The following is a 26,622-nucleotide window of genomic DNA, read 5'->3' as shown; positions in this document are numbered from 1 at the left end:
AAGATGGAAGTACATAAAGCAATTACAGCACATTCTCGTAAACAAAATGAAAGTGTAAAAGCATGTTTACAATTAGATGCGCAGCGTGAAGCAGCTATTGAAGCAGCCGTATCTCTTGCGTCAAAGGGGAAAGAATTTTCGGTTGATATCATTAATGTTGTAACAAAGCAAATTAATGATCTTGCAAAAAATGGTGTTACACTGCAGCGTAAATTTGTTACAGAAGAAATGGTTATGGAGTATGTAAGTCGTTTGCAAGAGAAAGAAGGGCGTTAAAGATGATAGTTACAGTCGAATGGTTACGTGAGCATATAGAAGATGAGAATGTCCGTATAATCGATTGTCGATTTGATTTAGCGAATCCTAATTGGGGTAGAGAGAAGTATGAGGAAGAACATATTCCTCATGCGTTATATTTTGATTTAAATTTAGATTTATCAAGTCCTGTAGCAGAACATGGTGGCCGCCATCCGTTGCCAAATATTGAGGAGTTTGCAGACAAGCTTTCACAGGCCGGGATTGATGAACATACGACAGTGATTGCGTATGACAGTCAAGCTGGTGCAATGGCTTCTCGTTTATGGTGGTTATTAAACTATGTAGGACATGAGAAAGTGTATATATTAGATGGTGGACTTCCGGCTTGGAAAGAGAATGGATTACGTACAACGGCAGAAATTCCTGTTGTTGCCCGAAAAACATTTAAAGCAAACATACAAGATAATATGATTGTAACGATGGACACGGTCAAAGAGAATATTCGTGCAGGTGCAAATATGACATTAATTGATTCTAGGGAACCAAAACGTTATGCTGGTGCGGAAGAGCTCGTTGATTCGAAGGCAGGGCATATTCCGACGGCAGTAAACTTTTTTTGGAAAGATGGGATTTTAGAATCGGGACACTTTAAAAACGAAGAGGAACAGCAAGGGCGTTTCCAAAATCTTGATAAAGAGAAGGAAACAATCGTATATTGTGGTTCTGGTGTTACAGCGTGTCCGAACATAGTTGCATTAAAATTAGCTGGTTTTCAAAATGTTAAATTGTATACAGGTAGCTGGAGTGATTGGATTTCTTATCCAGAAAATCAAATTGCAAAAGAAGAAGATTAATCACTTGCATGCAAAAATAATTTGTATTAAAATAAGGTCACAAGCAAGAGATTGCTTCAAAAAAATTATATTTTACACATTGGAAACAATGTGATAATATAACGACAAGTAAATAATACATCCTGCGGTGTGCGTAACTTATTTATGTCTAAAACCGATGTTAGTTTTACGGAAGCTCAATATTTAGTGACCATTATCAAGCCTTCCTTGTGGAGGAAGATATACGGTAACTGTGAGGGCATCCACCTGCGAGTAGCGGGTTTTTGGACATTTACGAGAGACGGCACTTGCGGGGGTCTTATTTCAACTAATAGTATATAAAATTCCTACGGTGTACGTAGCTTGTGTATGTCTTAAACCAATAAGTATAATGCGGAAGTTCAATATTTAAATGTAGATAGCAGGCCATCTTTTTAAGAAGGAAGTTACAAACATTTGTGAGAACATCCACCTGTGAGAGCAGGTTTATGGACATCTATAGATAACGGCATATGTGGGACTATATAAAAAACCTTACGTTTTATACGTAAGGTTTTTTTGTTGAATAAATATACTCATGTTATCTAGATTTACCTGTAAAGTTCCCATAATAAATATAGCACTTGCGGTCTTCATCAATTTCTCTTGAATCGAGGGTGAATTCCAAATGTATTCCATCCCGTTGAATATATATAATATCTGAATGGAGAGAGGGTAAGATATCCTCGTAATTCCAAACATCTTTACTTTCTATCATAATTGAGCAGGTTTCCTTTAGTTCTCTAATTTCAAAACCTATGTGCGAGTATGTAGGATCTGAAGGGTCGTTGGAAAAAACTTCTTTTTGTATATATAACACTGCTGTCCCGTCTGGATCTACTGAAGTTGCAGTAACGATATATGTATTTCCATCTTTTATAAAATATTCACAAGTCATGCGCGCGACAATTTCAGAATTAGAAATATTTGCGTAGTTCCATAAAGCTGGATACCCGTTTGTTTCATCATTGAGCCGATATTCCAATCGCATTTTATCCCTCTTCTTCCTTTTTTTCTACTTTATCATGACATCTTATATAATAGAAATATAATTTAAAAAGGGGAGTGCAAAGGTGACAAAAACGAAATGGCTAGTAGGTAGTGTCCTGACATCTTTAATGACGGGCACTTTATTTGGCTGCGCGCAAGATATTCCCCCCGAACCGAATGATAATAGTTGTTCTGATTGGGATTGGGATGATGAACTTGGTGTTTGGCAGTGTGATGATAGTAGTTCAGGTTATCGTGGACATTACTTTTATGGTGGTAAATACTATCAAAATAAATCCACCTTCAAAAATTCATCAGAGTTTAAAACTTATCAATCTTCGGCCGAATTTAAAGGTGGAATTGGAAGTGGTTCAAAAGGTGGATTTGGAGGTTAAAATATGTCGCAATACATAAAGAAACGAAAAGAATTTTATTCGAATTATCCCCATTTCTGGTCGGATTTATATGAATGTGAGTATAGTTTGTTTCATGTTTTCCCAATAACAGAGCAAACGATGAAACAATTGCAATTAGCAACTGAACGAATGGGGAAAATATTTTTTAAGACTGCTAGAATTCTTCGGAATTTATCTAATGAACAGCTTCTTGAACTCGGTTTTCCAAGTGCAAGCTTACCTTTTATTAGACTGAAAGGGATGTATCCTGAATCTGTTATTTCACGATTTGATTTTGCTTTAACAGAGGATAATCGTATTAAAATGCTTGAGTTTAATAGTGATACTCCAACTTTTATTGTGGAATGCTTTCAAATGAATGGAAAAGTTTGTGAAGAATTAGGCTATGATGATCCAAATGCAAATCAAGAGCGCTTACTTTCTTCCGGTATCACAAAAGCCGTAATGGAGTTTACAAAAGGAATGGAAGATCCAAATGTTGTTTTCACAGCTCATCCTGAACATATAGAAGATTGGAATACGACTATGTATTTGAGTGGGCTATGTCATGTTGAAAATAAAGTGATGCCAATGACAGAACTTAGAATTACAGATGATGCTTTAGTAGATAGAGATGGTGTACCAATTGATGTTTTGTATCGCCAAACATATCCAATTGAAGACTTAATTGAAGATCAAGATCCCGAAACGGGGGATTTGGTGGGAGTAGAACTTTTGCAACTTGTAAAAGAAGGAAAGCTTTTTATTATAAATCCTTTGTCGGCCTTTTTACTTCAGCCGAAATCAATTCAATGTCTTATTTGGGGATTAGCAGAAGAAGGTGCTTTTTACACAAGTGAGGAACAAAAGTGGATTAAAGAATATATGCTTCCTACATATTTAGAGCCAGATTTATTTTTGGGGAAAAGTCCTTTCGTTCAAAAACCTTCGTTCGGTAGGGAAGGTGACACGATTACGATTCGTGATAAGGATACAAATATTATGATTCGAAATGCACATGAAACGTATAAATCGTCACTGCCTATATTTCAGAAATATACAGAGCTTCCAGTTGTATTTTTGGAAACTGAAAAAGGAATTGAGAAGCTGTCGTACGTGTTTGGGGCTTTTTTAATTACTGGAAAAGCGAGCAGCATCGGTATACGTGCCGGAGAAAAAATTACGGGAAATGAATCGTATTATTTACCGGTAGGTATTAAGAAGGAGGAAAATAAATGATTAATTTTTTACTATATTTAGCAGTATCACTTGTACTTTTGTGTATCGGTCTTTTTCTTATGGAAGTGACAACGAAAGTTAAGGAATTTAAGTTAATGGCTCAAGGGAATAAAGCGGTAAGCTATGTACTTGGAGGAAGACTACTTGGTCTTGCTATCGTTTTATATTCAACGGCTGCTAATTCTATTTCAATTCTTGATATGGTTTCATGGGGAGCTGTTGGGATCTTAGCTCAAATTATTGTCTTTTATTTAGCGGAATGGCTTACACCACGTTTTAATATTAATAAAAGTCTTGAAGAAGATAATCAAGCAGTTGGTCTTTTCCTTATGTTTTTATCACTTTCCATCGGAATTGTAATTGCTGGTTGTGTAACGTATTAAAACCCTTACATTTTAACGTAAGGGTTTTATTTTTCATTTGCTAATTTTTTGCAATATGTGTTCAATTAATTTATGTAGCCGAACGCTGAGTAGGATGCGTATTAGTGTACTAAACTCGAGGTAGTTGTTGTAATAAGGAAAAGTTTCCATACAAAGTGTTGACATCTATTTTAAATAAGAGTAACATTTTCTATGTAATTATAATAAGTCTCTGTTAGGTGAGGCTCCTGTATAGAGAAATGCTACTGCCCAAAAATGTCGAGAGACGCCAATGGGTCAACAGGAATGATCGAATTAAGGTTTTTCTTAACGTAGCTGGTAATGAACCTATGCTATACAGTGCTAAAACTCGGCGAGGGAGAGGTCCGTAGATTTCTAATTATATTAGGAATCGCTTATTTGTGTATGCAATGACCTTTGCTCTCTTATGAGTAAGGGTCTTTTTTGTTACAAAGCTATGAGTAATTTCATAGTATAGATTATAACTAAAAAATAAACGAGGAGGTGAGGAGCATGTCAAATTCTGACTCGGTTCCGTTACCCATATGCTTCAAATCAAAAATATATGATGTAGGCAGGAAACGACTTGTTCCTCCCTCTATATTTATCATGATGTAGCGGTCATTCGAGTATTTGAGCGCTAGACATTTTCACGGTAAAGTGGATAAATCGAGAAACAAAGCGTTTCTTCCTATGTTATAAAGGAGGAGACGATAATATGTTATATGCAAACAAAACTGTGGGTAACACGTCATATAAACTAAGTAAAAAATCAATAAAAGAACAAATAATGCTCCAAAAAAATAAAGATTTATTAATTGAAATTGCAACGAGAGATGTAAAATCTGTATTTGCGTATTTTAAAACAACAAGAGACGGACTATCTGTGAAAGAAGCACAAAAACGTATTCAAGTATACGGCCGAAATGAATTAATTTCAAAAAGAGCGCTTCTTGCAGAAGTGATGATAAAGCTAAGTGGAATGATTCCAGGTCTTTCTAAACAAAATGTACGTGATGAATTACAATGTGAAACAGTTACTGTTTCTAGAGTAGAAGCCTCTAGCGTAACAGGGTTAAACAGTGAATTAAAAATGATGAAATTGCCAGTACAAGAGCTTGTACCTGGAGATATGATCTTTCTTGAAGAAGGTGATATAGTACCGGCAGATGTACGTATTATTTATGCAAATGATTTATTAGTAAATGAATCTGTGCTGACAGGAAACGATGCGAGTATTGAGAAATTTGAAAGTTGCTATCATATTGAACGTAAACGATTTATTCCATTAAAACGGATGAAAGACTATAATCCACTTGAACTTGAAAATGTATGTTTCAAAGGTACGTATATTGTTGACGGAAATGCAAAGGCTGTAGTTGTTTCGACAGGTAAAAATACGTATTCAGGAATACTTCATACTTGTTGCGGTAGAATGTCTTAATGTGTTAATGATGCTAAATATACAAAAACAATGTATAATAGACAAAGTTGAATAAAAACGTAGAATGGTAATCTATATATAACCTTACGTGATAACGTGAGGTTATTATTTTTTGTTAGTAGGAGAGGAATTATGAAAAAAGTATTATTAGTTGATGGTATGGCACTATTATTTCGTGCTTTTTACGCAACAAGTGTATATGGACAATTTATGAAACGACAAGATGGTACCCCGACGAATGGGATTCATGGTTATATGAAGCATTTATTAACAGCAACACAAGCAATCGAACCAACGCACATTGTAACGTGCTGGGATATGGGAAGTACGACATTTAGAACGGAATCTTTCTCGAATTATAAAGCGAATCGTGCAGCACCGCCGGAAGAATTAATTCCGCAATTTGATTTAGTACAAGAAATGACTGCGAAATTATCTATGCCTGTAATCGGTATGAAAGGTTATGAAGCGGATGATTGTATTGGTACGCTTGCAAAACAATATTGCAATGAAGCGGAAGTTTATATTTTGACAGGTGATACAGATTTACTTCAACTTGTTGATACGAATGTTACAGTTATGCTTCTTCGTAAAGGAATTGGAAATTACGAGTATTACACACCGGAAAAAATCATGGAAGAGAAAGGTGTAGAACCTTGGCAAATTGTGCATGCGAAAGCTTTCATGGGAGATACAAGTGATAATTATCCAGGTGTAAAAGGTATTGGTGAAAAAACAGCGTATAAGCTTATTCAAGAATACGGCACAGTATCGGCAGTACTAGAAAATATAGCATCATTAACGAAAGCGCAGCGCACAAAAATTGAAAGTGATTTAGAAAATTTAAATATCTCTTTACAATTAGCGCAAATTCATTGTGAAGTTCCAATTTCATGTTCGTTAGAAGAAGGGTTACACACAATGGATGAAGAAAAACTACGATTCGTTTGTAACGAAATGAATTGGGGAAGACCTGAAATATTAATAAACATGTTATAAATACTAGAAAGACCGATTTAGAATGAATCGGTCTTTCTTTTTTTGTTCACAAAGTTGTCAGAAAATAAACGGAATTTTCATGTGAAGTTCAAATGGAATTCACAACAATCAATTATTATAAGGACACACAGATAAATCCTTATCCCGCATTAACGGGCGATAGGACTTCTATCTCAATATTATAGCTGAATAAAGAGTGATGATGGAAGGATAACTCCCTGTAAAAGCCCGATTGATGTAGGCTAATAATTAGTGAGGGTAAATCCTCTCATTGATTAAAGTTTCAAGTTATCTTTTATATAAACCATCCCCCAAGGAGGAAAATAAACATGCGAAAAAAAGTGAGAAAATCCTTTAAACAATTATTAATAGAAAATAAACAATCCCTACTAACTAATAAAGAGAATATGAAAGAAATTGAAGAACGGATTGAGAAACGACATGTAGCATATAGTGCTGCTAGCAATTGATAATTTTGTTTATGAAAAAAGCTTGTAGTTTGGATATTATCCGAACTACAAGCTTTTTCTTTTTTGATTAACGCCACCAAATCCAAGTCCAAAAGTAATTTCGTATATTTCGAGGAGTAATGCGTATGAAACGTTCACCGTCAAAGAAACAATTTAAATTTGGAAGTGTTTCATCTGGATTTTCTGGAATGAAGGTGACGATGTTTTCGTTACTTGTAATGGTTACTGTGATTGGTGGATCGGTAGGAGAGACTTGAAGTTGTAAAGAAACGTTTGCCGTGTTTTTAAATTCATTATTAATAGGTGGACTTATCACTTGTACTGTGAATAACACGATAATTGTTTCGTTCGGTTCCAAATTAGTAGCGACTAGGAAACCGATATTCGGATTCGCTAGTGGAGAGCGTTCCCCATTAATGAAGACCGTACCGTTCATAAATTGTAAACCTGCTGGAATGGTGTCTTGTAATGAAATATTTGAAAGTGAAATCTCGGAAGTATTCGTAATATGCACCGTATAATCAAAATATTGGTTTAAATAAGCTGAGCTAACGGAAGCGTTTTTAAGCACAGTTGCAGTTATAAATTGAACTGGTATGCGAACAATGTTCGAATTAACGATGAAAATAATAATTGGATCCTGTGGTGTCAATTGGAAAGCAGCTGTAACTGTTGCGGAATTGATAATTGTACTGTTTGAAGGGATAGAAGTTACGAGAACTTTAAATGTTATAGTTGCTACTCCATCTGCCGATAAGGAACCAATGTTAATACCAGTGTCTGGTCGAATATTTGGAACCGGAGTACCGTTAATTGTTACACTGTTTTCTATAAATGTTGTACCAGCTGGAATCATATCTAAAACGGAAGTACTTACTGTAGGAATTGGGGAATAATTAAATACCTCTAATGTGAATGTAATAATATCTCCTATAACGACAGAAGATTTGTCGGCGTTTTTCTCAATGCGCACCATTGGATCAACGATCGTTGTTGTAACGGTATTTGTTTGCTTTGTAATTGTAATAGGTGGTTCATTCGGATCAATGGTAACAGTATAGGAAACAGAAGCGTCGTTATTGATAGCAGTTTGAAGAGTCGAAGAAGATATTGTTACTTGGAACGTAATGACAACAGATTCATTAGGAGCAAGGTTTCCTAATGGAATACCATTTTCAGGATTCGCATTAGGCTGATTGATCCCGTTAATCGTAACACTGCCAGTAATGAAAATTGTATCTACTGGTACGGTGTCTATGGCAAGAAGGTCTTCAATCGTTACATTACCGCTATTAGTAATTGTAATTGTATACGTTAAAGTTTGACTAGGTAATGCATTCGTGGCATTAACAGATTTTATGGCAACGACATTATCATTTTGGACAGTTGTTGTGACAGTATTTGTTGTAGTCGTATTTGTAACAGGTAAGTTATTTGGGTTGACTATATAGTTAAAAGTAGTAATTGCTTTGTTGCTGAGTTCATTTGGTGTTGGAATAGAAGTCACAGTTACTTGGAAGGAAGCGATGGCATCTCCACCTACAATTATAGTACCAATTGGTATGCCGCTTACTGGATTAACTCCCGGAACAGTTTCTCCGTTTACAATGACACTATTTTCTATAAACGTAGTACCTTGAGGAATAATATCTTGAATGACTACATCATCTGCTGAAACATTACCAGTTTGATTTAGTGTAATCGTATACGTTAACGTATCACCGACCGTTGCAAATGCAAGGTCAACAGCTTTATTGCTATTTAAATTCGCGTGATGAATTTCTGTTACGGCAGCTGCTGAAATAATAGTTTCGGTAATAGGTGGCCTATCTGGTACCGTGTATTCATATTCAATTGTACTCGTGTTAGAGATTGGATTTGTTTGCGGAATGGAAGTAACCCGGACTTGGAATAGAATAGTTGCTGTCGTATTAGGCGGAATGTTATCAATTGGTATACCGCTAAGTGGATTGTCATTTGGACGAGCGTTGCCATTCACAATAACACTATTCTCTATAAAACTCGTATTTGCTGGAATGATATCTGTAACAATAATGTTTTCCACTTGTATATTCCCATTATTTATGATGGAAATTGTGTAAGGGATAATAGTTTGTAGGTCAGCATATTGGATAGGCGTTGTTTTTGTAGCAATTACATTAGCAGAAATAACTTCAGTGAAGGTAATATTACTAGTCGATATTTGTTCTTCCCCATTTATTGTATAACGAGAAGTTGATTGATTTTGAACATGGCCGCTAGCTGGAAGAGCTACGACGGTAACAGAAAATGTGACTGGAATAGAAATGTCAGGAGCAATCGTTCCTACAAGTATACCGGCACTTGGATTGGCGTTAAGCTGAGGAATATTATTTACTAAAACACTACCGTCTATAAAGGTTGTTCCATCAGGAATATTGTCTGTAAATACAACAGCAGTAGCATCCGTATTCCCTGTATTCGTTAAAGTTGTTGTATAAGTTAAAATGTCACCAATCGTTACAGAAGTTAAATCAACATTTTTCGGTGAAACGATATCAGCGTCATTAATTTGAACGAAAGTAGTATTGGAAGTAGTAGATTTTTGAATTGGTGCAAAGTCAGGATTGAAAATAAAGTCGTAGACGATGTTTGCAGTATTAGGTGTTGGATTTACAGCAGGTAAATTCGTAACGGAAACTTGGAATGTTATTGTTGTCGATTGACCTGACGCGATATTAGCAATGGAAAAGCCGATATTCGGATCTGCTGCAGGAAGTACAGTATTGTTAACTATTACACTTCCCGGAATAAATACTGTTCCATCTTCTATAGTATCTGTAAAAAAGATGGAGTTAGTTGTAGTGGATCCGTTATTTTGGATTAATACTGTATATTCAATGATTTCATCAATATTAGCTAATACTTTATTAGCGGATTTTGTAGCGATAAGAATAGCGTCAATAAATTGTATATTTGTACTATTGGAAGAGGTCGTTTCTGAAATTGGTGGTGAGCTTGGATCCGGTTGATATTCATAGTGAATGACAGCGATATTATTAATATTATTTTGTGAAGGTATAGAGACTACATTTACTTGGAACGTAACGATAATCGTATTATTTGGAAGGATAATGCCAAGGGTGATTCCAGTAATTGGATTTTCGTTAGGTCGTGTTATGCCATCTACAAGGATGCTATTTGGAACGAATGTGGTTCCAGCTGCAATTGCGTCAATAAGTAGTGCATTTGTAATAGCTACTGTACCAGCGTTTGTAACTGCGACTGTATATGTGATAATTTGGCCGATACGTGTAATGGATCTATTAGCGGATTTAATTGCACTAACATTTGCCGTCCGCACTTCAGTGTTTACTGCATTTGATAACGATCTACGCTGAATAATTGGAGAACTAGGGTCAATTTGGTATTCATATGAAGTGTCTGAAATGTTAATGACCGTATTGCCGGAAGGTATACTTGTAAGTTGTACTTGGAATGAAATAGTGACTGTTTCATTTGGTTGTATCGTGCCGAGAGTCACTCCGTTTTCAGGATTCGCGCCAGGCTGAATCACATTATTTATTGATAAGCTATCTTCAATGAATATCGTACCTTCTGGAATGTTATCAATGAACATAGTATTGTTAGCTGGAACGGTTCCTATATTTTGTAGTGTATTTGTATAGGTAATAATTTGCCCAATTGATACGAAAGTTACATTCGCGTTTTTAACAGAAATAATATTTGCATTTTGAAGTGATGTTGTAACAATGTTAGAATTTGCAGAGCGATTCACCGGTGGAGCTGTAGGAATACTTACATATTGATAAGTTGCTGAAGATTGATTTATAATTTCGGTTTCAGTAGGTGGATTGTTTGTTTGCACTTGAAATAGTATTGTTTTGGAACTGTTTGCTGGAATCGTTCCAATTGGTATTCCATTTTCTGGATTTACACCTGGCTGCAGGACACCGTTAATTGTGACACTATCGGGAACGAATGTAGTCCCAGCTGGAATAGAATCTGTAAAAATAATATTTATTGCGTCAACATTGCCGATATTTTTCACTTCAGAAATATAAAGTATAGTTCCACCAATATCTACAGTTATTGGATTGGACGTTTTTGTAATTGTCAATTGTGCTTGCACAAAATTTGTAATGACAATATTACTTGTAGATGTTTCAGTAATAGGCGGCTGGCTTGGATCTGGTTGAATTGTATATGTTGTATTGGCTTGATTTGTAATAGAATCTTGCGAGAATGAATTATTAATAAGAATTTGAAACGAAATAAGGTGAGTAGCGTTTGCTGCAAGGTTAGGCAAAGTAACACCTACGTTTGGATTGGCACCAGGTATAGCTGTTCCGTTAAGTGTAAAACTATTTTCTACGAATGTAGTCCCATTTGGAGTAGAATCTAAAAATGAGAGATTAGTTGCTGAGATATTTCCGTTATTTTCTAATGTTATCGTGTAGGTCAAAATATCGCTAGTTGTTGCTTGTTGTGCATTGACTGCTTTTAAAGAAATGATAGTCGCATCTGAAATTTGTGTGGATGCTGGATTAGAAGTAATTGTACGAGAGATGATAGGAGAGGTTGGATCGGCGATAAAAGTATAGTCAATACGGGCTGTATTAGAAATTGGATTCACGCTTGGAATGGATTGAACGATAACTTGGAATGTGACGGTGACAATTTCTGACGGCGCGATTGCGTTTAATGGTATCCCTACGTTTGGATCGGCACCTGGAACGGAAACGCTATTAATGGTCACGCTATTAGGAATAAATGTAGTTCCTTCTGGGACCAAATCTGTTAAATTAACTGTATTTGCAGTTGTATTTCCGTTATTTTGAACGACTACTGTGTAAGTGATTGTACCGTTAGTAGATTGTACGAGAGAATCTGTATTTTTAATTACGGATAACGATGCATCAACGACAGCTGTATTAACCGTATTAGATGAGGATGTTGCTGTAACTGGAGGTTGACTTGGATCGACAATATACGTGTAACTTGTAATGGCTTGATTTATAATCGCCCCTTGCGGTGGAATAGAACTTGCAAGAAATTGGAACGTAATAGTAGCAAAATCACCTGGTGCGATAATACCAACTGGAATACCGAGAGTTGGACTTGCATTTGGAAGTGACATTCCATTTAACGTAACGCTATTTGGAACGAATACTGCACCTACAGGAACTCCGTTTATGAGCAATACAGAATTTGCAGGGAAATTTCCGGTATTTGTTAATATTGCTGTATACGTAATTATATCTCCGATGGATACGATTGATCGATTTGCTTCTAAAACAGTAGTAACGGTAGCGTTATTAATTTGTGTTGAAGCGCCATTAGAATTTATTGTGCTTGTAACAGGAGGAGCTGCCGGGTCAACAATGAATGTGAATTGAATAGATCCAACGTTTGTAATTGGGTTTGAAGGTGGAGTAGATGCAACCATGACTTGGAAAGTAACAGTTAAGGAACTGTTCGTACTAACGGTTCCGATATTAACCCCGTTATTTGGATCTGCTCCTGGAATGATACTTCCATTTACAGAAAAACTATTTTCAACAAAGGTCGTTCCAGCTGGAATAAGATCTGAAAAATTTAAATTCGTAGCGTTTGTATTGCCGCTGTTTTGAATCAAAACTGTATAAGTGATTGTGTCTCCGATATTTGCAAAGGCTGTATTAGCAGTTTTTACAGCTGAAAGTATTGCTGAATTAATAGAAGTAACGAAGACGTTCGTTTCCACATTGCCAGGCTGGGCTTGTAATGAATTGCCTACGTTATATTGGAAGTTAACAAATCCTAAGTTTTGGAGTTCAGGTGTGAACGTTGTTGGATTGCTTACAATTTGAACTTGGAATATGATTGTTACGATTTGATTTGGAGTTATTGTATTTATGCCAACACCGCTAATAATAGAAGCGGATGGTAATGGAGTGCCATCAACAACAACTGATCCTGCAACAAATTGTGTCCATGTTGGTAAAGGATCTGAAAAAATAACGTTGTTAGCAGGAATATTTCCTGTGTTCGTAATAGTAGTTGTATACGTAATCGTATCACCGATAGTTGCAAAAGCTTTATCTCCTATTTTAATAGTGTTTAAAATAGCACTTTCAATTTTTGTTGTAACGCTGTTAGAAGTAATATTTTTTGAAACTGGAGGATTTGCTGGATTAACGATATGTTGGAAGCTAACGCTAGCTTGGTTGGAAATTGGATTTATAGGCGGAATTTCATTGGCATTAATATGAAATGCTACGATGACAGATTGGTTTGGCGCGATATCACCAATTGGTTTGGCGCGATATCACCAATTGGAACACCTGTAATTATATTTGCATTTGGGATGCTAATTCCGTTAAGTGTAAAACTATTCGGTTCAAAGGAAGTTCCGGCTGGAATAAGGTCGGTAAAAATAACATTCGTTGCACTAACATTTCCGCTATTTGTAATTGTAACGGAGTAGACGATATCCTGCCCGATATCTACCGTTTCCGCATTTGAATTTTTTTGTGCAGTAAGGATAGCGCTATTAATTTGTGTTGTCGTTGTATTCGATTGATTGGAAGTTGTAATAGGTGGCAGGCTAGGATCAGCGACATAATGATATGTGGTAGAAGCAAAATTAGAAATTGGATTAAGTGTTGGAAGTGTAGTAACAGTTGCTTGGAATGTAACGATTGCCGTATTACCACCACTAATTGAACCAATATTTACACCAGTAGATAAATCAGCGTTTGGAATGGTTTGCCCATTAACTGTGAAACTGTTTGGAACGAAACTTAAATTGCTATCAAGAATATCGATAATCGTTACATCAGTTGCAGCCACATTCCCTGTATTAGGAAGGTTAAGTGTAAATGTTATTGTATTACCAACATCCGCAAAAGTAAGATTTGCTGTTTTTGTACTAATAATATTTGCGTTGTTTATTTGAAGAAGTGTAGTGTTGGAGCTAGCTGTATTCGATACCGGCGGATTACCTGGATCAACAGTAAACTCATATGTCGTTGATGCTGTATTCGGTGCTGGATTAATAGGTGGAATGCTGTTCACTGTAACTTGAAAGACGATACTATATATTTCATTTGGTGGAAGTGCTGCAAGTAATACACCTGTATTTGGATCCGCATTAGGTTGTAAAATGCCATCGACAGTTAATGTGTTAGGAATAAATGTGAGTCCACTTGGTAATACATCTGTGAATACAATATTAGTTGCATCCGTATTGCCTACATTGGTAATAGAAGTAGTGTAAAAAGCAGTTTGCCCGACATCTGCAAAGGATAGACTTTCATTTTTCATCATAGATAATATAGCTTCTCTAATTTGTGTTGAAACAGGATTACTAATTGAAGTTTCTGCATCTGGTGGTGAGACTAATTGGTACGATGTCGATGAGAAATTTACAATTGGATTTTCAGTTGGTATTGAGGTCACGTTTACTTGGAAGGAAACATTTACTGTAGACCCAGCTGTTATAGGCCCAATATTTACACCGTTCGTTGGATCCGCGCCACTTTGAGGAATTCCATTAATAGAAAATGTGTTTGCAATAAATGCTGTTCCGCTTGGCACTGTATCTGTGAAAATAACATTTTGTGCAGATGAATTTCCATTGTTTGTTAGAGCGACAGTATAAGTGAGTGTATCTCCGATGTGGCTAAAAGCTTTATCAACTTGCTTTGATGAAAGAATGGTAGCTGTATTAATTGTAGTAAACGTTGTGTTTGAAGTAACATTTCTTGAAACAATCGGTGCATTTGGATCAGCGATAAATGTGTAAGAAGCAGTAGCGGAGTTGGCAATGGGATTTTGAACAGGGGTGGAAGTAGCGGTAACTTGAAATGCTATAGATATTGAGCTGTTAGGAGCAATTGATCCAATCGTTATACCTGTATTAGGGTTAAGACCAATTTGTGTGATGCCATTTATTGTAACACTATCAGTAATAAACGTTGTGCCATCTGGTATAAGGTCAATGAAAGTAATATTAGTTGCATTTGTATTACCGTTATTCGTTAAAATTGTCGTATAGGTGATGGTATCACCTAGCGTTACAAGCGTTTGATCGACCGATTTTACCATCGTTATCATAGCATCTAATACAGGGGTTGTAACAATATTCGTTGAAGTAGAAGTAGTAGCAGGAGCACCGTTTGGATCAACAGTATAAGAATATAAAATTGTATCGTTACCCATAATCGAACTTGAAGGTGGAATAGAAATAACATTTACTTGGAAAGTAACAGTTACTGTTTGGCCAGGAGCGATATTGGGTATATTTACTCCAAGTGCTGGTTGCGCACCAGGCTGTTGAACTCCATTTATTGTGACTGAATTTGGTGTAAATGTAGTGCTAGCTGGAATAGCACTTGTAAATGTTATATTAGTTGCGGGTGTATTACCAGTATTCGTAATAGTCGTTGTATACGTAATTGTATCTCCGACAGAAACTATAGATTTATCAGCACTTTTTGTTGTAGTTAATATCGCACTATTTATTGTCGTAGTCACGGTATTAGATGAAACGGTTTGTGTTATAGCGGGTTGACTTGGATCGACAATATGCTGAAATTGTACAGAACTAGAATTAGAGATTGGATTTATACTTGGAATGTTTGTCACAAGGACATTTATCGTAATAGTAGCCGTACCACCTGGATTTATATTTCCAATCTGAATCCCGTTTGCCGGATTGCCAATTTGCTGCGTACCAGAATCATTTGTAAGAGTTCCAGAAATATATGTCGTTCCATCAGGCAAAATATCCGTGAAAATTATATTTTGTGAAGTGACATTTCCAGGGTTATTTAATGTAATTGTATAAGAAATTGTATCGCCGATCGTTGCGAAATTTTTATCCGCGGATTTAACCGCTACAATTTCCCCAGAATTTATTTGTGTCGAAACAGAATTGGATGTTGTACTTCGTGAAACGAGTGGTAAATTAGGTCCTGTCATAAATTGATAATTAATAGAAGCACCATTTACAACCGGTGAGTTTGGTCCCCCAGGCCCAATTGTGAAAATTGGATTTGGAATACTAACTACTTGCACGAGGAAGGTGACGTTTATAAAATCTCCTGCAATAATATCTCCAATAGGTATCCCATTCGCTGGATTTACTCCAGGTAATAAAACCCCACCTACTCGAACGCTATCTTCTATAAATACTGTATTATTTGGAATCGGATCTGTAAAAATGATATTAGTAGCAGTCGTGTTCCCTATATTTTCTAATAAAACAGTATACGTTAAAAATGAATTTCCAGGTGCTACGTCAGAAAAGATACGATCCACACTTTTCGTTGCTTGAATGATTGCTTCATTTATTTGAACTAAGACCGGATTACTAGTAGCCGTTTCTGTAACAGGCGGCTCGGTAGGGTCAATAATGATAGAGTATGTTGTACTAGATTGGTTCATCGTAGGGTTTGAAGCTGGTATTGAACCGACAATAGCTTGGAAGCTGATGGTTGTCGTTCCTCCAACTGGAATTGGGTCTAAAGGAACCCCGTTATCTGGCCTAAATCCGAGTTGTGGGGTGGTATTAATTTGTACGCTATCAGGAACGAATGAAAGTTCAGGTGGTAATATATCGATAAAAACAGGTGTGTTTGCAGTTGTATTTCCGTTATTAGTGAGAGTAGTTGTATACGTAATTGTATCGCCAACAGCAGCAAATGCACTGCTCGCAGTTTTTGTTGCGATAACGGAAGCAGTATTTACTTGTGTAAAAGTTTTATTGGATTTAACTGTTCGTGAAACAGGTGGTTCATTAATATCTACAATAAAACTATATTGAAGCGATGATTTATTAGGGATTGGATTAGGATTTGGAATCGTTGTAATGTTTACTTGAAAGCTGAGTATAACTGATGCATTTGAATTTATGTTACCGATATTGATACCATTTTGTGGATTTGCATTAGGAATGGTTGTTCCATTTACTGTAAAACTATTTGGAATAAACGTTGTACCATCTGGAATTAAATCTGTAAAAATAACATTGTTTGCGGTAGTGTTACCGGAATTAGTAATGGTAGAAGTGAAAGTAAGTGTATCTCCAATAGTAGCGAATGTTGAATTGACAGTTTTATTTATAGATAGAGTAGCATCAATAATTGGAGTAACCGTTGTGTTTGTAATTGTACTACCAACAGCAGGTGATTGGTTTGGGTTCACTGTATATTCATAATTTACAAGGGCATTATTTGTTAATGTGCCACTAGGCGGTATCGCTAAAATTTGTGCTTGAAAAGCAATAAATACAGTATTACCTGGTGGAATATCTGCTAAGTGAATACCAAGTGATGGATTTAATCCTGGTTGTGGAACATTATTGATAGTTACGGAGTTTTGGATAAATGAAGCTCCTGCGCCAAGCCCATCCGTTAAAACATTTGCACTAGCAGGGATATTACCTGTGTTTGTAACTGCAATCGTATAGGTAACGATATCTCCAATTGCAGCTGTCGGTGTATTCACTGATTTAGTAGCGACGATCGTAGCGTTATTAATTTGAGTTGTTATTACGTTACTTAACGCATTGGCAGATGCTGGAGGTAAGTTAGGATTTACGACATATTGGTACGTTGTATTACTTTGGTTCGGGATTGGATTTGGACTAGGGATGGAATTTACTATTACTTGAAATGAAATTGTTGTATTTGTATTGGGGTTTATTGGATCAATTGCTACGCCATTTGCTGGATTTATATTAGGGAGTGTAGTACCATTTACTGTTACACTATTTGGAATAAATGAAGTCCCACTTGGAATGGCATCTGTAAATACTATATTTGATGCAAGTGTATTCCCGTTATTTGTTAAAGTAGTCGTGTACGTAATAATATCATTTACGTTAGCAAACTGTTTATCTGCAGATTTTGTAGCGGCAATTGAGGCGTTATTAATAGTTGTCTGTACCGTGTTAGAAGCCACCATCTGCATTACGGTTGGTTTGGATGGATCGTACGTGTATTGGAATGTAGTGCTTGATTGATTTGTAATCGGATTTACCGCAGGGATATTTGGTACAAAAACCTGGAATGAAACGGTACGTGATGAATTCGCCCCGATCGTACCGATCAAAATACCGTTAGCAGGATTTGCATTTGCTATAGGGACATTGTTAATCGTTACAGTGTTAGGAATGAAGAGGGTACCCGCTGGAATGATATCTGTAAACGTTACATTAGAAGCAGGGATATTCCCGTTATTTGTTAAAATAGTTGCATATAATATGACATCACCAACATCAGCGAAATTTGTGCTTGTTAGTTTTGTAGCAACAATATTAGCAGTATTAATTTGTGTAGTTACTATATTGCTAGCAGCGTTTCTAACAACAGCAGGTAAACTCGGATCGGCGATAAAGCTATATTGAAGTGAAGCGCTATTTTGAATTGGATTTGGTGAAGGTAGCCCATTTGCACTTATTTGAAAAACAATCGTAGTAAAACCACCTGCAGGAATGGAGCCGACTTGAAGGCCGGTACTTGGGTCTGCACCTAGCTGTAAAGCGCCACCTATAAAAATACTATTTGGTACGATAGTGGTGCCGGGAGGGATTATATCGGTAACAACAACATTATTTGCTGTAGTATTGCCAAGGTTAGCTAAGGAAATTGTATATGTGATTGGTTGCCCAACATCGGCAATAGTTAAATCTACCTCTTTGACAATAACTACATTTGCTAAATTAATTTGTGTACTTACAGTATTACTTAAAGATGTTTCTATAATTGGTGGATCACCTGGATTTAGAACGAAACTATACTGTGTACTCGATGAATTAGTTGTTGGATTTTGGGCTGGTAAAGCAGTGACAGTTACTTGATAAGAAACGGTAATTAATCCGCTAGCAGGAATAGAAGGTAACAGGACACCGATATTTGGATCTGCATTGTTTTGCAAAACGCCATTAATAAGAAAAGTATTTGGAATAAAGGTAGTACCATCTGGATTTATATCTATGAAAGTAGGATTATCAGCAGAAACGCTTCCTGCATTCGTTAAAATAACGGTATAAGTTAATATATCTCCAACAGTAGCGAACTCTCGATCCACTGATTTTGCCGAAATTACATTTGCATCATTAACTTGGATAAATGTAGTGTTTGTAGTTGTGTTTGTACTTACAGGAGAAGCGTTTGGATCAACGATAAAGTTATAGGAGATGGAAGCGCTATTCAAAATAGGATTAGGATTTGGAATACTAGTTATTAATATTTGGAATGAAGCTGTAATTGTAGTATTAGCATTGATGCTACCAATATTGATGCTAGCTGGTGTTGCGCCCGGCTGAGTAACACCGTTAACTATAACACTGTTTGGCACAAAGGAAGTGCCATTCGCAATGGAATCGGATAGTAATACATTGTTCGCTGTAACATTTCCATCGTTTGTAAGAGCAAAGGTGTAAGTTAATACATCTCCAACTTCCGCAAACGTTTGACTTACAGATTTATTAGCATGAAGATTTGCTAGTCTAATTGTTGATGTAACAGAATTAGAATTTGCTGTTTTTGAAGTTGGTGGCAGGCTTGGATTTACAGTGTAAATATAAGAGGAGAAAGCGTTATTAATGATAGGGTTTTGTGCAGTAATGTTAATGACTGTTACTTGGAAGGATAAGGTGAAAGTAGCTCCACCAGGAATTGTGCCGATAGGTAAAGCAACGAGAGAATCTACATTTTGCAAAACTCCGTTGAGCGTTACAGAACCTAATGTTAATATCGTTCCATTTGGAAGTGGATCTGTTAGTTGAACGTTATTGGCGGCCGTATTTCCACTGTTTGTAATAAGGATTGTATAACTTATCGTTTCGCCAATTGTGGCAAATTGTTTATTTGTAGATTTTGTTAATGTTAAATTCGCATTGTTAATTTGAGTGGAAGCGAGATTAGAAGAAATGTTTTTCGTAACGGGTGATTGGCTAGGATTGACGGTGTACTGATAAGAAGCGCTTGATCCGTTAGATACGACATTTGACGCGGGTATTGTGCTTACTACTACTTGAAATGAAACGTTTTTAGTCGTACCAGTTGGGATGGATCCTATGTTCACACCATTAGCGGGATTTGCGCCAACTTGTGTCGAGCCATCTATTGTTAAACTGTTTAGGACAAAAGTTGTTCCTGTAGGAATGACATCTGTAAAAATAACATTGTTCGCATTCGTATTACCTGTACCTGTAAAGGCAACCGTGTAAGTCAGTGTATCGCCAATATCTGCATAGTTTTTATCTACTGCTTTTGCCATAGTTACAGTAGCGTTATTCACTTGAGTAGATACGATATTCGTCGTATCAGTCCCGCTTACTGCAGGCTGATTTGGTACAGGAATATATTGATATGTTGTTGTACCACTATTTAATATTGGATTTGTTTGTGGGATAGAAGGAACGAATACTTGAAAGGAAACAGTAGTCGTAGAATTAGCAGCAATAGATCCAATTGATATACCATTAGCGGGGTTTGCTCCAGCTTGAGTAACTCCGTTAACAGTTACACTCCCTGGAATGAAAGTAGTCCCGCTAGGAATCGGATCTGTATATACAACACTAGTTGCCGCAATATTCCCTATATTAGCTAAGGCAATACTGTAAGTTAACGTTTCGCCAATATCGGTAAAGATTTTATTAACTGATTTTGTGCCATTAATATCTGCGAGGTTAATTTGTGTTCCTGCAGAGTTGCTTGTTGCAATACCGTTAAATGTCGTTCCTCCGGCAATTGGAGTATATTGAAATGTAATATTAGCAGTGTTAGAGATAGGGTTTTGACTCGGAAGGGAAACGACAGTCGCTTGGAAAGTTACAGTACGAGAAGAGCCATTATTAATTGTTCCAAGAGAAATACCAGCAGCCGGATTTGCGTTTGTTTGTGGTACGTTATCTATCGTTACGCTTCCAGGTATAAAGGAAGTACCGTTAGGGAGAACATCTGTAAAAGTAACGTTATTTGCAGGAAGAAGCCCGGTGTTAGGAACAGTAACTGTATAGGTTAGAATATCTCCAATTGTAGCGACACTTTTATTCACGCTTTTAGTTGCTTGTATATTAGGTGAGTTTATATTGATTTGTAAACCGACTGTATTTAACATATATGCATCCCCGTTAGTAGTTAAACGAATTGCGGCAGATACTTGGGAATTTGTTAAATAAGGAGAAATATCAATGGAAGTAATGTCCCATCCTTGTCTTCCAGCGGAGATATTTGTACTTGTAGAGGCACTCTGGTTTCGCGTTCCAAATGTACCAGTTGTATCTAAGTTCCCTGCAGCGTTATTAATTTGAGAACCGAAGAAATTATTAACAGCATTATTTGGCCCAGATAATGCATTTAATGAACTGAAATTTGGTCCAAATAAAGCTTGATCCCCAGTTAAATCAGCATCCCCTTCAGTAGAACTTAAAAATAATCTCCCGCTTACAGGTCCCCCGGCAGGTGTTAAAAACCCTGAGACAGATACATCTGCACTACCGGTTTCTACAGAAACACGGTTACCAGCTACGTAAATTGTTAAATTTCTTGCGGGTAAGGAACCGTTTTGATAAGCGACAATAAGCGTCCATCCTGCAGAATTAATGGCTCCATTAGAAGCGTCTAAAGGATCTACAAGTCCAGGAACAGAACCTGTTGTATAAGATCCAGATCCAGCAGCTTGAACGAGCGACGTTACATCCGCTGATCGTGTATAAAATCCAAATGTGACAGATCCAGAAACAAATGTTTGATTTGAAGCTGTAACAGCCGAGGGGGTAATTGAGTATGTTGACACAGGTGTTGTAAAAGAAACGGGGTTTCCTAATACACTCGTAATGTTTTGATCCCGAGATAAATAGTTTCCACCCCAAACGAGTTCTGCGTAAAGAATAGTACTACCAGCAGGGATATTTAAAATAGCGGTAGAACTATTTTGTGTATAGTTTAATGTTGTACCAGCAGGAAAAGTCGTTACTTGTAAAGCGGTATTCGTAGTTACGAATGCACCAATTGCCCCGATTGTACCAGCACGGTTTTGATTACTAATTTTACTTAAACCTAGTGTGTTTCCTGTAATAGCGAGTGCGCCGTTAGTGGTGGTAGAAAATCGATTCGTAATGGGCATGTTGTCACCTCATTTACAATATAGTCTTGGTCAAAATAGGATATGTGTGTGACTGGTAAAGGGAAACATGTACAAGTTGATTCGGAAAAAATGATGCAAACGTCTAAATATGGAGATGGAGAATGATTGAATTGGAAATGAGAGTGGAGCGTCTTAGGAAAGGAAGAATAGAGGATATTGTAGCATTATCTTCTTATATTGGCTGGGATTACAACAGAGAGGAAATTGAGACGATTTTGAATACGGGTATAGTATATGGTGTAGTAAATGAGAGGGAAGAGCTAATTGCTAGCGCAGCAATTATACTATACGGGGAGACATTAGCCTCAATTGGAATGGTAATTGTACATCCAGATTATAAAGGAAGAGGGATTGGAAAGATAATAACGGATTCATGTGTTAAAAGCGTATCAACTCAAACCCCAATTATGCTTATTGCCACGGATGAGGGAAAAGTTTTATATGAAAAGCTAGGATTCAGGGCTGTTAGTTATGTTTCTAAATACATATGTAACTCGTACAATGCGAATTACCATTGTGTAGGAAATGAAGGGTATATTGTGAATTATGAAGAACGTGATTTAGAAGGAATAATACAAATAGATGAAGATGCATTTGGAACAAATAGAGAAGAGTTTTTAAAGTATCGAATTATACAAAGTGAACAATGTATTGTTACAAAGGATGCACAACAAAATGTATTAGGATACGGTATAAGTATACAAACGCCAGAAAATAAAATAATAGGACCAATTGTTGCTAAAAATGATAAGATGACAATGAGAATGGTACATTATTTAGTAAGAGAACATAATGGTAAATTGAGAATTGATGTACCAGAAGGAAAGAAAGATTTCATGAAAGAATTAGAGATTATCGGTTTTAAAAAGGTTAATACACCACCAATTATGATGAAAAATAGCGATAAATTATTAAAAAGGAATAATGAGCTATATAGTATTGCGGCACAAATTTTTGGATAAAAAAGAATCCTTCTGAATGAAGGATTCTTTTTCGTTAATCACGATATTGGTCGTGAGTTGGCTGAAAGAGATCTTCCTCGATATCTCTCACCATAGAAAAATGATCAACATTATAATGACCGTGTAGAGTTTTATTATGATGACCAATAATTTGCTCTGCAGACAATACGTCAGAATCAGTTGTGGAATGACCATTTTTAATTAATGTAACGTCAAATCCTTGTACAGTAGCTGTTCTAACTGCGGTGTCAATACAATGTTCTGTTTTACATCCACCTATAACAATATGATTAATTTTTTCTTCTTTTAAAAGTTCAAGTAAAGAAGTGCCATAGAATGAGTTTGTTGCTGCTTTATTAATAAGGATTGCAGACTGAGGTACTTTAATTTGATTATGTACTTCAAATCCTACACCACTACCAGAAGCAACATCGATATCTCTTACGAAAACAATAAGGGCATTTGAATCTATTGCTTTCTGTACGGCTGTATTTAGTGTAGATAATAGCTCGGTTTTACGAAAAACTTCATTTTCTTGTTCATTTCCATCAATTAATTCTTGCTGAGCATCGATAATTAATAGTGCTTGTTTCATTCGATATCCCCTTTAATATAAAATAAATTCCACTTTACATATTCTTTTATATTGTAAGGAACTCCTCTTTTTTCTAAGAAGTAGACGATAGATTTACAAAGTTGTCAAATAAATTTCATTCTCATAGAGTATAAAAACATGTATGATAAGAAGTGGAGAATTTTTGAGTAGGTGGGAATATCATGCAAACAGTAGAAGATTATCTTTCATTCTTACATACGAAAGGATTTAAATTATCAGAGGAAGCACAAGGATTTATTATGTTCGGACAAGGATATACTGGTGCATCTGATGGGATTGTGAACGTAGCAATAGAAGCGACGATTAAACATCAATTACAGTTTGATGGCAGTTATTTTGTTGCGTTATTAGAACGCTTGAAAGAAGAAGAAATTACAGATAAAAAAAGCGCTAAGGCTTTTATGCGGAAGTTACAAGCGTAACTTCACGCAGCCCGCGCTTCTTTTTTCGTTTTGGAAGGTAGTTCCACAAAAACCATACCTAGGAAAATACATAGACATCCAATAATAGCAGAAATAGAAAGCTGTTCATTTGCTACTAGAACACCTGTTAATGCTGCAAAAACAGGCTCCATTGCGAAGATTATTGCTACTCTCGTTGGAGAAGTGTGTTTTTGTGCAGAAGTTTGAATGAAAAAGGCAATTGATGTCGCAAATAGGGAAGTTAGAAATAGAGCGAATAAAAAGGATTGATTCGTCCATAGTGAAACTGAAAATAATTTTTCCCAATCTTCAAACAAAAAAGCGCAAATAGAAGAAAATATACCGACAGCTAATACTTGAGAGGTGCTTAGTAATAAAGGTGATATTTTCTTAGAAAAGAAACCGTTAACAAGAATATGGGCAGCAAAAGCAACTGCACAACCGAGAACGAGTATATCTCCAATGTTTAATTGAAAAGAATCACCAGCCGTTAATAAGTATAAACCTGCTGTTGCGACAGCAATACCAAGTACGATGAAAATTGTAGCCCGCTGTTTTAAAAAGATAAAAGATAGGATTGGAACCATAACGATGCTAAGTCCAGTTAAGAAACCAGCTTTTGAAGAGGTTGTATAAAGTAAGCCGAATGTTTGTAATAAATAGCCAACACATAAAAAGAATCCAACAATCAATCCAGCGAGACTACTCTGTTTTATATCTTGTTTTGAAGTTTTTTGTGAGAAAATCATTTGAACGAATAATAAAATAATTCCAGCGAATAAAAAGCGAATCCCATTAAAAGTAAATGGACCAACGAAAGACATAGCATTTTGGACGACAACAAACGTAGCTCCCCAAATAAAAGAGACAAATAATAAAGCAAGAGGAGCAATCCAATCTTTTTTCACACTCATACCCCCGTTAATTTTGTAAGATAGCTTTTCTAGCTAATTCATCAGCAACTTTATTTTGACTACTTGGAATCCACTTAATAAAAAAGAGATCGAAACTTTTTATGTACTGCAGTGCTTCCTCTAATAGTGGTGCAAATATTTTATTTTTTGCGTATTCTTTTTCGACAGCTCGCTCGACAAGCTGCGAATCGGTACGAAAAGAGACAATGTTATAATTATGCTCCGTGCAATATTTTAATGCCGCAAGTAAAGCGTGGTATTCTGCTTCATGATTGGACATTGTCCCAAGGGGCAATGATAACTGTACAGCTGGTTGCACCCCTTTAATAAACACTCCTGCACCAGAAGGACCAGGATTTCCTTTTGATGCACCATCAATATATACTTCAATCAAAATGAGAAACCTCCAAATTATAAGATGATCCCCTACTTATATGTTTCTTTGAAGTAGGGGATAGAGTAACTTAGCCGATTGTAATACTATAACGACATGTAAATGTTTCATTCGTTTGTAAAGATTGAATTCCTTTTTTTTCCTTGAAATCTTTTGCCGGATTTACTTCATCAGCAATCCCGTACCAAGGTTCAATACATAAGAAAGGTGCGTTCTCGCCTGGTGTCCATACACCGACAAATGGGAATCCGTCAAATTCTACTTTTACAAATTTATTATGTTTATGAGAACGAATAGAGATTTCATCCGTATTCATATTTTCAAAAATAAGTGCATCATTTTTGAATAAATCGTATGTAAGTGGTAATTCATTCGTATTTTCAGCGATTAATTGCTTTTTACTTGAAAGATAAGGTCCTTCTAATACGCTTGTTTCTAAGCGTTCAGAACCATTAAATGATAAATGATAATCTGTAAATGATTCGCCCTCTAATAAGGGGAAGTTGAAACCAGGATGTGCTCCGATTGAGAAGAACATCTCTTTTGAAGTAGGGTTATTTACTTCATATGTTACATGAACGATTTGTCCATCTAGCTCATAAGAAACGAGTAATTCGAATTCGTATGGGTATTTTTTTAATGTTTCTTCATTACTAGTAACAATATAAGTAATATTCGTTTCACTTTGTTCTTTTACAGAGAATGTAAGATCACGAGCAAAGCCGTGTTGTGTTAAAGAATATGGTTTACCATCTACGTAGTATGTATTATCTACTAATCGGCCGACAATTGGGAATAAAATTGGTGCGCGGCGCCCCCAATAAGTAGAATCGCCTTGCCATAAGTATTCAGTGTTATCTTCTTTTAAGCGAACGCTTTGTAATTCTGCACCTTTGTCAGAAATGGAAACGATCACTTTTTCATTTTGAATTGTTGCTGTCATGAAGTGAAACCTCCTAAATCTTTCATATGTTTTATTATACGTTGTCCAAAAGAAAAAAGGTAGTAAATGATAGGAATCTATTGACGAAAGAGTGCCTATTGCGTAAAATATAATCTTGTTGCTTAAAAACGAATAACGTGGTTCGAAACCATCCCACGTAAAAAAACTAAGGAGATT

15 protein-coding genes, 2 other RNA genes, 1 pseudogene and 2 riboswitches are annotated in these 26,622 nt (G+C 36.2%); of the genes and pseudogenes, 12 read left to right on the top strand and 6 right to left on the bottom strand.

Going from position 1 to position 26,622, the window contains the following annotated elements:
* Positions 1 to 3: 3 nt before the first annotated feature.
* The 4 genes from JFT89_RS06185 (at position 4) to ssrS (JFT89_RS06170) (ending at position 1,616) form a co-directional block, all read left to right on the top strand.
* A complete protein-coding gene (locus JFT89_RS06185) occupies positions 4 to 276 on the top strand; it encodes a YpbS family protein (RefSeq protein WP_000451806.1) in 273 nt (90 codons plus the stop codon).
* A gap of 2 nt (positions 277 to 278) precedes the next feature.
* On the top strand, positions 279 to 1,112 hold the full coding sequence (locus JFT89_RS06180) for a sulfurtransferase (protein WP_016094441.1): 834 nt from the start codon (positions 279 to 281) through the stop codon (positions 1,110 to 1,112).
* A 116-nt stretch (positions 1,113 to 1,228) separates the two neighbouring features.
* Positions 1,229 to 1,411, top strand: a non-coding RNA gene (ssrS, locus tag JFT89_RS06175) — 6S RNA.
* Between the two features lie 21 nt (positions 1,412 to 1,432).
* Positions 1,433 to 1,616, top strand: a non-coding RNA gene (ssrS, locus tag JFT89_RS06170) — 6S RNA.
* A gap of 55 nt (positions 1,617 to 1,671) precedes the next feature.
* On the opposite strand, the gene JFT89_RS06165 is transcribed toward ssrS (JFT89_RS06170), so the two are convergent.
* Complete coding sequence (locus JFT89_RS06165) at positions 1,672 to 2,121, bottom strand: hypothetical protein (RefSeq protein WP_002064572.1); 450 nt, start codon at positions 2,119 to 2,121, stop codon at positions 1,672 to 1,674.
* An 82-nt stretch (positions 2,122 to 2,203) separates the two neighbouring features.
* On the opposite strand from JFT89_RS06165, the gene JFT89_RS06160 reads away from it, so the two are divergent.
* The 6 genes from JFT89_RS06160 to JFT89_RS06135 all read left to right on the top strand — a co-directional run bounded on the left by JFT89_RS06160 (position 2,204) and on the right by JFT89_RS06135 (position 7,050).
* Positions 2,204 to 2,515 carry a hypothetical protein gene (locus tag JFT89_RS06160; protein ID WP_002086563.1) on the top strand — a complete coding sequence of 104 codons (312 nt, stop codon included), beginning with the start codon at positions 2,204 to 2,206 and terminating at the stop codon, positions 2,513 to 2,515.
* A gap of 3 nt (positions 2,516 to 2,518) precedes the next feature.
* A complete protein-coding gene (locus JFT89_RS06155) occupies positions 2,519 to 3,754 on the top strand; it encodes a glutathionylspermidine synthase family protein (protein ID WP_201039678.1) in 1,236 nt (411 codons plus the stop codon).
* Positions 3,751 to 4,137 (top strand): DUF350 domain-containing protein, encoded by a 387-nt coding sequence (locus JFT89_RS06150; RefSeq protein ID WP_002086561.1) that lies wholly within the window; start codon positions 3,751 to 3,753, stop codon positions 4,135 to 4,137. The genes JFT89_RS06155 and JFT89_RS06150 overlap by 4 nt, the downstream gene beginning before the upstream one ends.
* 203 nt (positions 4,138 to 4,340) lie before the next feature.
* Positions 4,341 to 4,506, top strand: a riboswitch (M-box (ykoK) riboswitch).
* Between the two features lie 349 nt (positions 4,507 to 4,855).
* Positions 4,856 to 5,581, top strand: a complete 726-nt coding sequence (locus JFT89_RS06145; protein ID WP_016094439.1) for a P-type ATPase actuator domain-containing protein — start codon at positions 4,856 to 4,858, stop codon at positions 5,579 to 5,581.
* Positions 5,582 to 5,713: 132 nt separating this feature from the next.
* On the top strand, positions 5,714 to 6,580 hold the full coding sequence (locus JFT89_RS06140) for a 5'-3' exonuclease (protein ID WP_002064575.1): 867 nt from the start codon (positions 5,714 to 5,716) through the stop codon (positions 6,578 to 6,580).
* 329 nt (positions 6,581 to 6,909) lie between these two features.
* Positions 6,910 to 7,050, top strand: a complete 141-nt coding sequence (locus tag JFT89_RS06135; RefSeq protein ID WP_001228051.1) for an FbpB family small basic protein — start codon at positions 6,910 to 6,912, stop codon at positions 7,048 to 7,050.
* 67 nt (positions 7,051 to 7,117) lie between these two features.
* Here JFT89_RS06135 and JFT89_RS06130 read toward each other — a convergent pair.
* Positions 7,118 to 22,173: pseudogene (locus JFT89_RS06130) on the bottom strand (DUF7507 domain-containing protein).
* 122 nt (positions 22,174 to 22,295) lie between these two features.
* On the opposite strand from JFT89_RS06130, the gene JFT89_RS06125 reads away from it, so the two are divergent.
* Positions 22,296 to 23,156, top strand: a complete 861-nt coding sequence (locus JFT89_RS06125; RefSeq protein WP_201039674.1) for a GNAT family N-acetyltransferase — start codon at positions 22,296 to 22,298, stop codon at positions 23,154 to 23,156.
* 34 nt (positions 23,157 to 23,190) lie between these two features.
* On the opposite strand, the gene JFT89_RS06120 is transcribed toward JFT89_RS06125, so the two are convergent.
* Positions 23,191 to 23,751, bottom strand: a complete 561-nt coding sequence (locus JFT89_RS06120; RefSeq protein WP_002064579.1) for a cysteine hydrolase family protein — start codon at positions 23,749 to 23,751, stop codon at positions 23,191 to 23,193.
* Between the two features lie 182 nt (positions 23,752 to 23,933).
* Here JFT89_RS06120 and JFT89_RS06115 point away from each other — a divergent pair, with 182 nt between their 5' ends.
* Complete coding sequence (locus tag JFT89_RS06115; RefSeq protein WP_001195213.1) at positions 23,934 to 24,194, top strand: DUF6123 family protein; 261 nt, start codon at positions 23,934 to 23,936, stop codon at positions 24,192 to 24,194.
* Between the two features lie 2 nt (positions 24,195 to 24,196).
* Here the strand turns inward: JFT89_RS06115 and JFT89_RS06110 are convergent, their stop codons facing one another.
* The 3 genes from JFT89_RS06110 to JFT89_RS06100 form a co-directional block, all read right to left on the bottom strand.
* Positions 24,197 to 25,102, bottom strand: coding sequence for a DMT family transporter (locus JFT89_RS06110; RefSeq protein WP_002135344.1), 906 nt, complete (start codon positions 25,100 to 25,102; stop codon positions 24,197 to 24,199).
* Positions 25,103 to 25,115: 13 nt separating this feature from the next.
* Positions 25,116 to 25,502 (bottom strand): reverse transcriptase-like protein, encoded by a 387-nt coding sequence (locus JFT89_RS06105; protein ID WP_002011911.1) that lies wholly within the window; start codon positions 25,500 to 25,502, stop codon positions 25,116 to 25,118.
* A 70-nt stretch (positions 25,503 to 25,572) separates the two neighbouring features.
* On the bottom strand, positions 25,573 to 26,445 hold the full coding sequence (locus JFT89_RS06100) for an aldose 1-epimerase family protein (protein ID WP_002086548.1): 873 nt from the start codon (positions 26,443 to 26,445) through the stop codon (positions 25,573 to 25,575).
* Positions 26,446 to 26,576: 131 nt separating this feature from the next.
* Positions 26,577 to 26,621: riboswitch (PreQ1 riboswitch) on the top strand.
* Position 26,622 lies beyond the last annotated feature (1 nt).

The organism is Bacillus sp. TH25, assembly GCF_016650935.1.
Lineage (GTDB): Bacteria > Bacillota > Bacilli > Bacillales > Bacillaceae_G > Bacillus_A > Bacillus_A mycoides.
The sequence above is the reverse complement of the archived record's forward strand: the minus strand, read 5'-3'. Positions and strand labels throughout refer to the sequence as shown.

Excerpts from the sequence above, each read along its gene's own strand:
- JFT89_RS06185 (WP_000451806.1), top strand. The coding sequence starts at position 4 with ATGGAAGTACATAAAGCAATTACAGCACATTCTCGTAAACAAAATGAA.
- JFT89_RS06180 (WP_016094441.1), top strand. The coding sequence starts at position 279 with ATGATAGTTACAGTCGAATGGTTACGTGAGCATATAGAAGATGAGAAT.
- JFT89_RS06165 (WP_002064572.1), bottom strand. The coding sequence starts at position 2,121 with ATGCGATTGGAATATCGGCTCAATGATGAAACAAACGGGTATCCAGCT.
- JFT89_RS06155 (WP_201039678.1), top strand. The coding sequence starts at position 2,519 with ATGTCGCAATACATAAAGAAACGAAAAGAATTTTATTCGAATTATCCC.
- JFT89_RS06150 (WP_002086561.1), top strand. The coding sequence starts at position 3,751 with ATGATTAATTTTTTACTATATTTAGCAGTATCACTTGTACTTTTGTGT.
- JFT89_RS06145 (WP_016094439.1), top strand. The coding sequence starts at position 4,856 with ATGTTATATGCAAACAAAACTGTGGGTAACACGTCATATAAACTAAGT.
- JFT89_RS06140 (WP_002064575.1), top strand. The coding sequence starts at position 5,714 with ATGAAAAAAGTATTATTAGTTGATGGTATGGCACTATTATTTCGTGCT.
- JFT89_RS06135 (WP_001228051.1), top strand. The coding sequence starts at position 6,910 with ATGCGAAAAAAAGTGAGAAAATCCTTTAAACAATTATTAATAGAAAAT.
- JFT89_RS06125 (WP_201039674.1), top strand. The coding sequence starts at position 22,296 with ATGATTGAATTGGAAATGAGAGTGGAGCGTCTTAGGAAAGGAAGAATA.
- JFT89_RS06120 (WP_002064579.1), bottom strand. The coding sequence starts at position 23,751 with ATGAAACAAGCACTATTAATTATCGATGCTCAGCAAGAATTAATTGAT.
- JFT89_RS06115 (WP_001195213.1), top strand. The coding sequence starts at position 23,934 with ATGCAAACAGTAGAAGATTATCTTTCATTCTTACATACGAAAGGATTT.
- JFT89_RS06100 (WP_002086548.1), bottom strand. The coding sequence starts at position 26,445 with ATGACAGCAACAATTCAAAATGAAAAAGTGATCGTTTCCATTTCTGAC.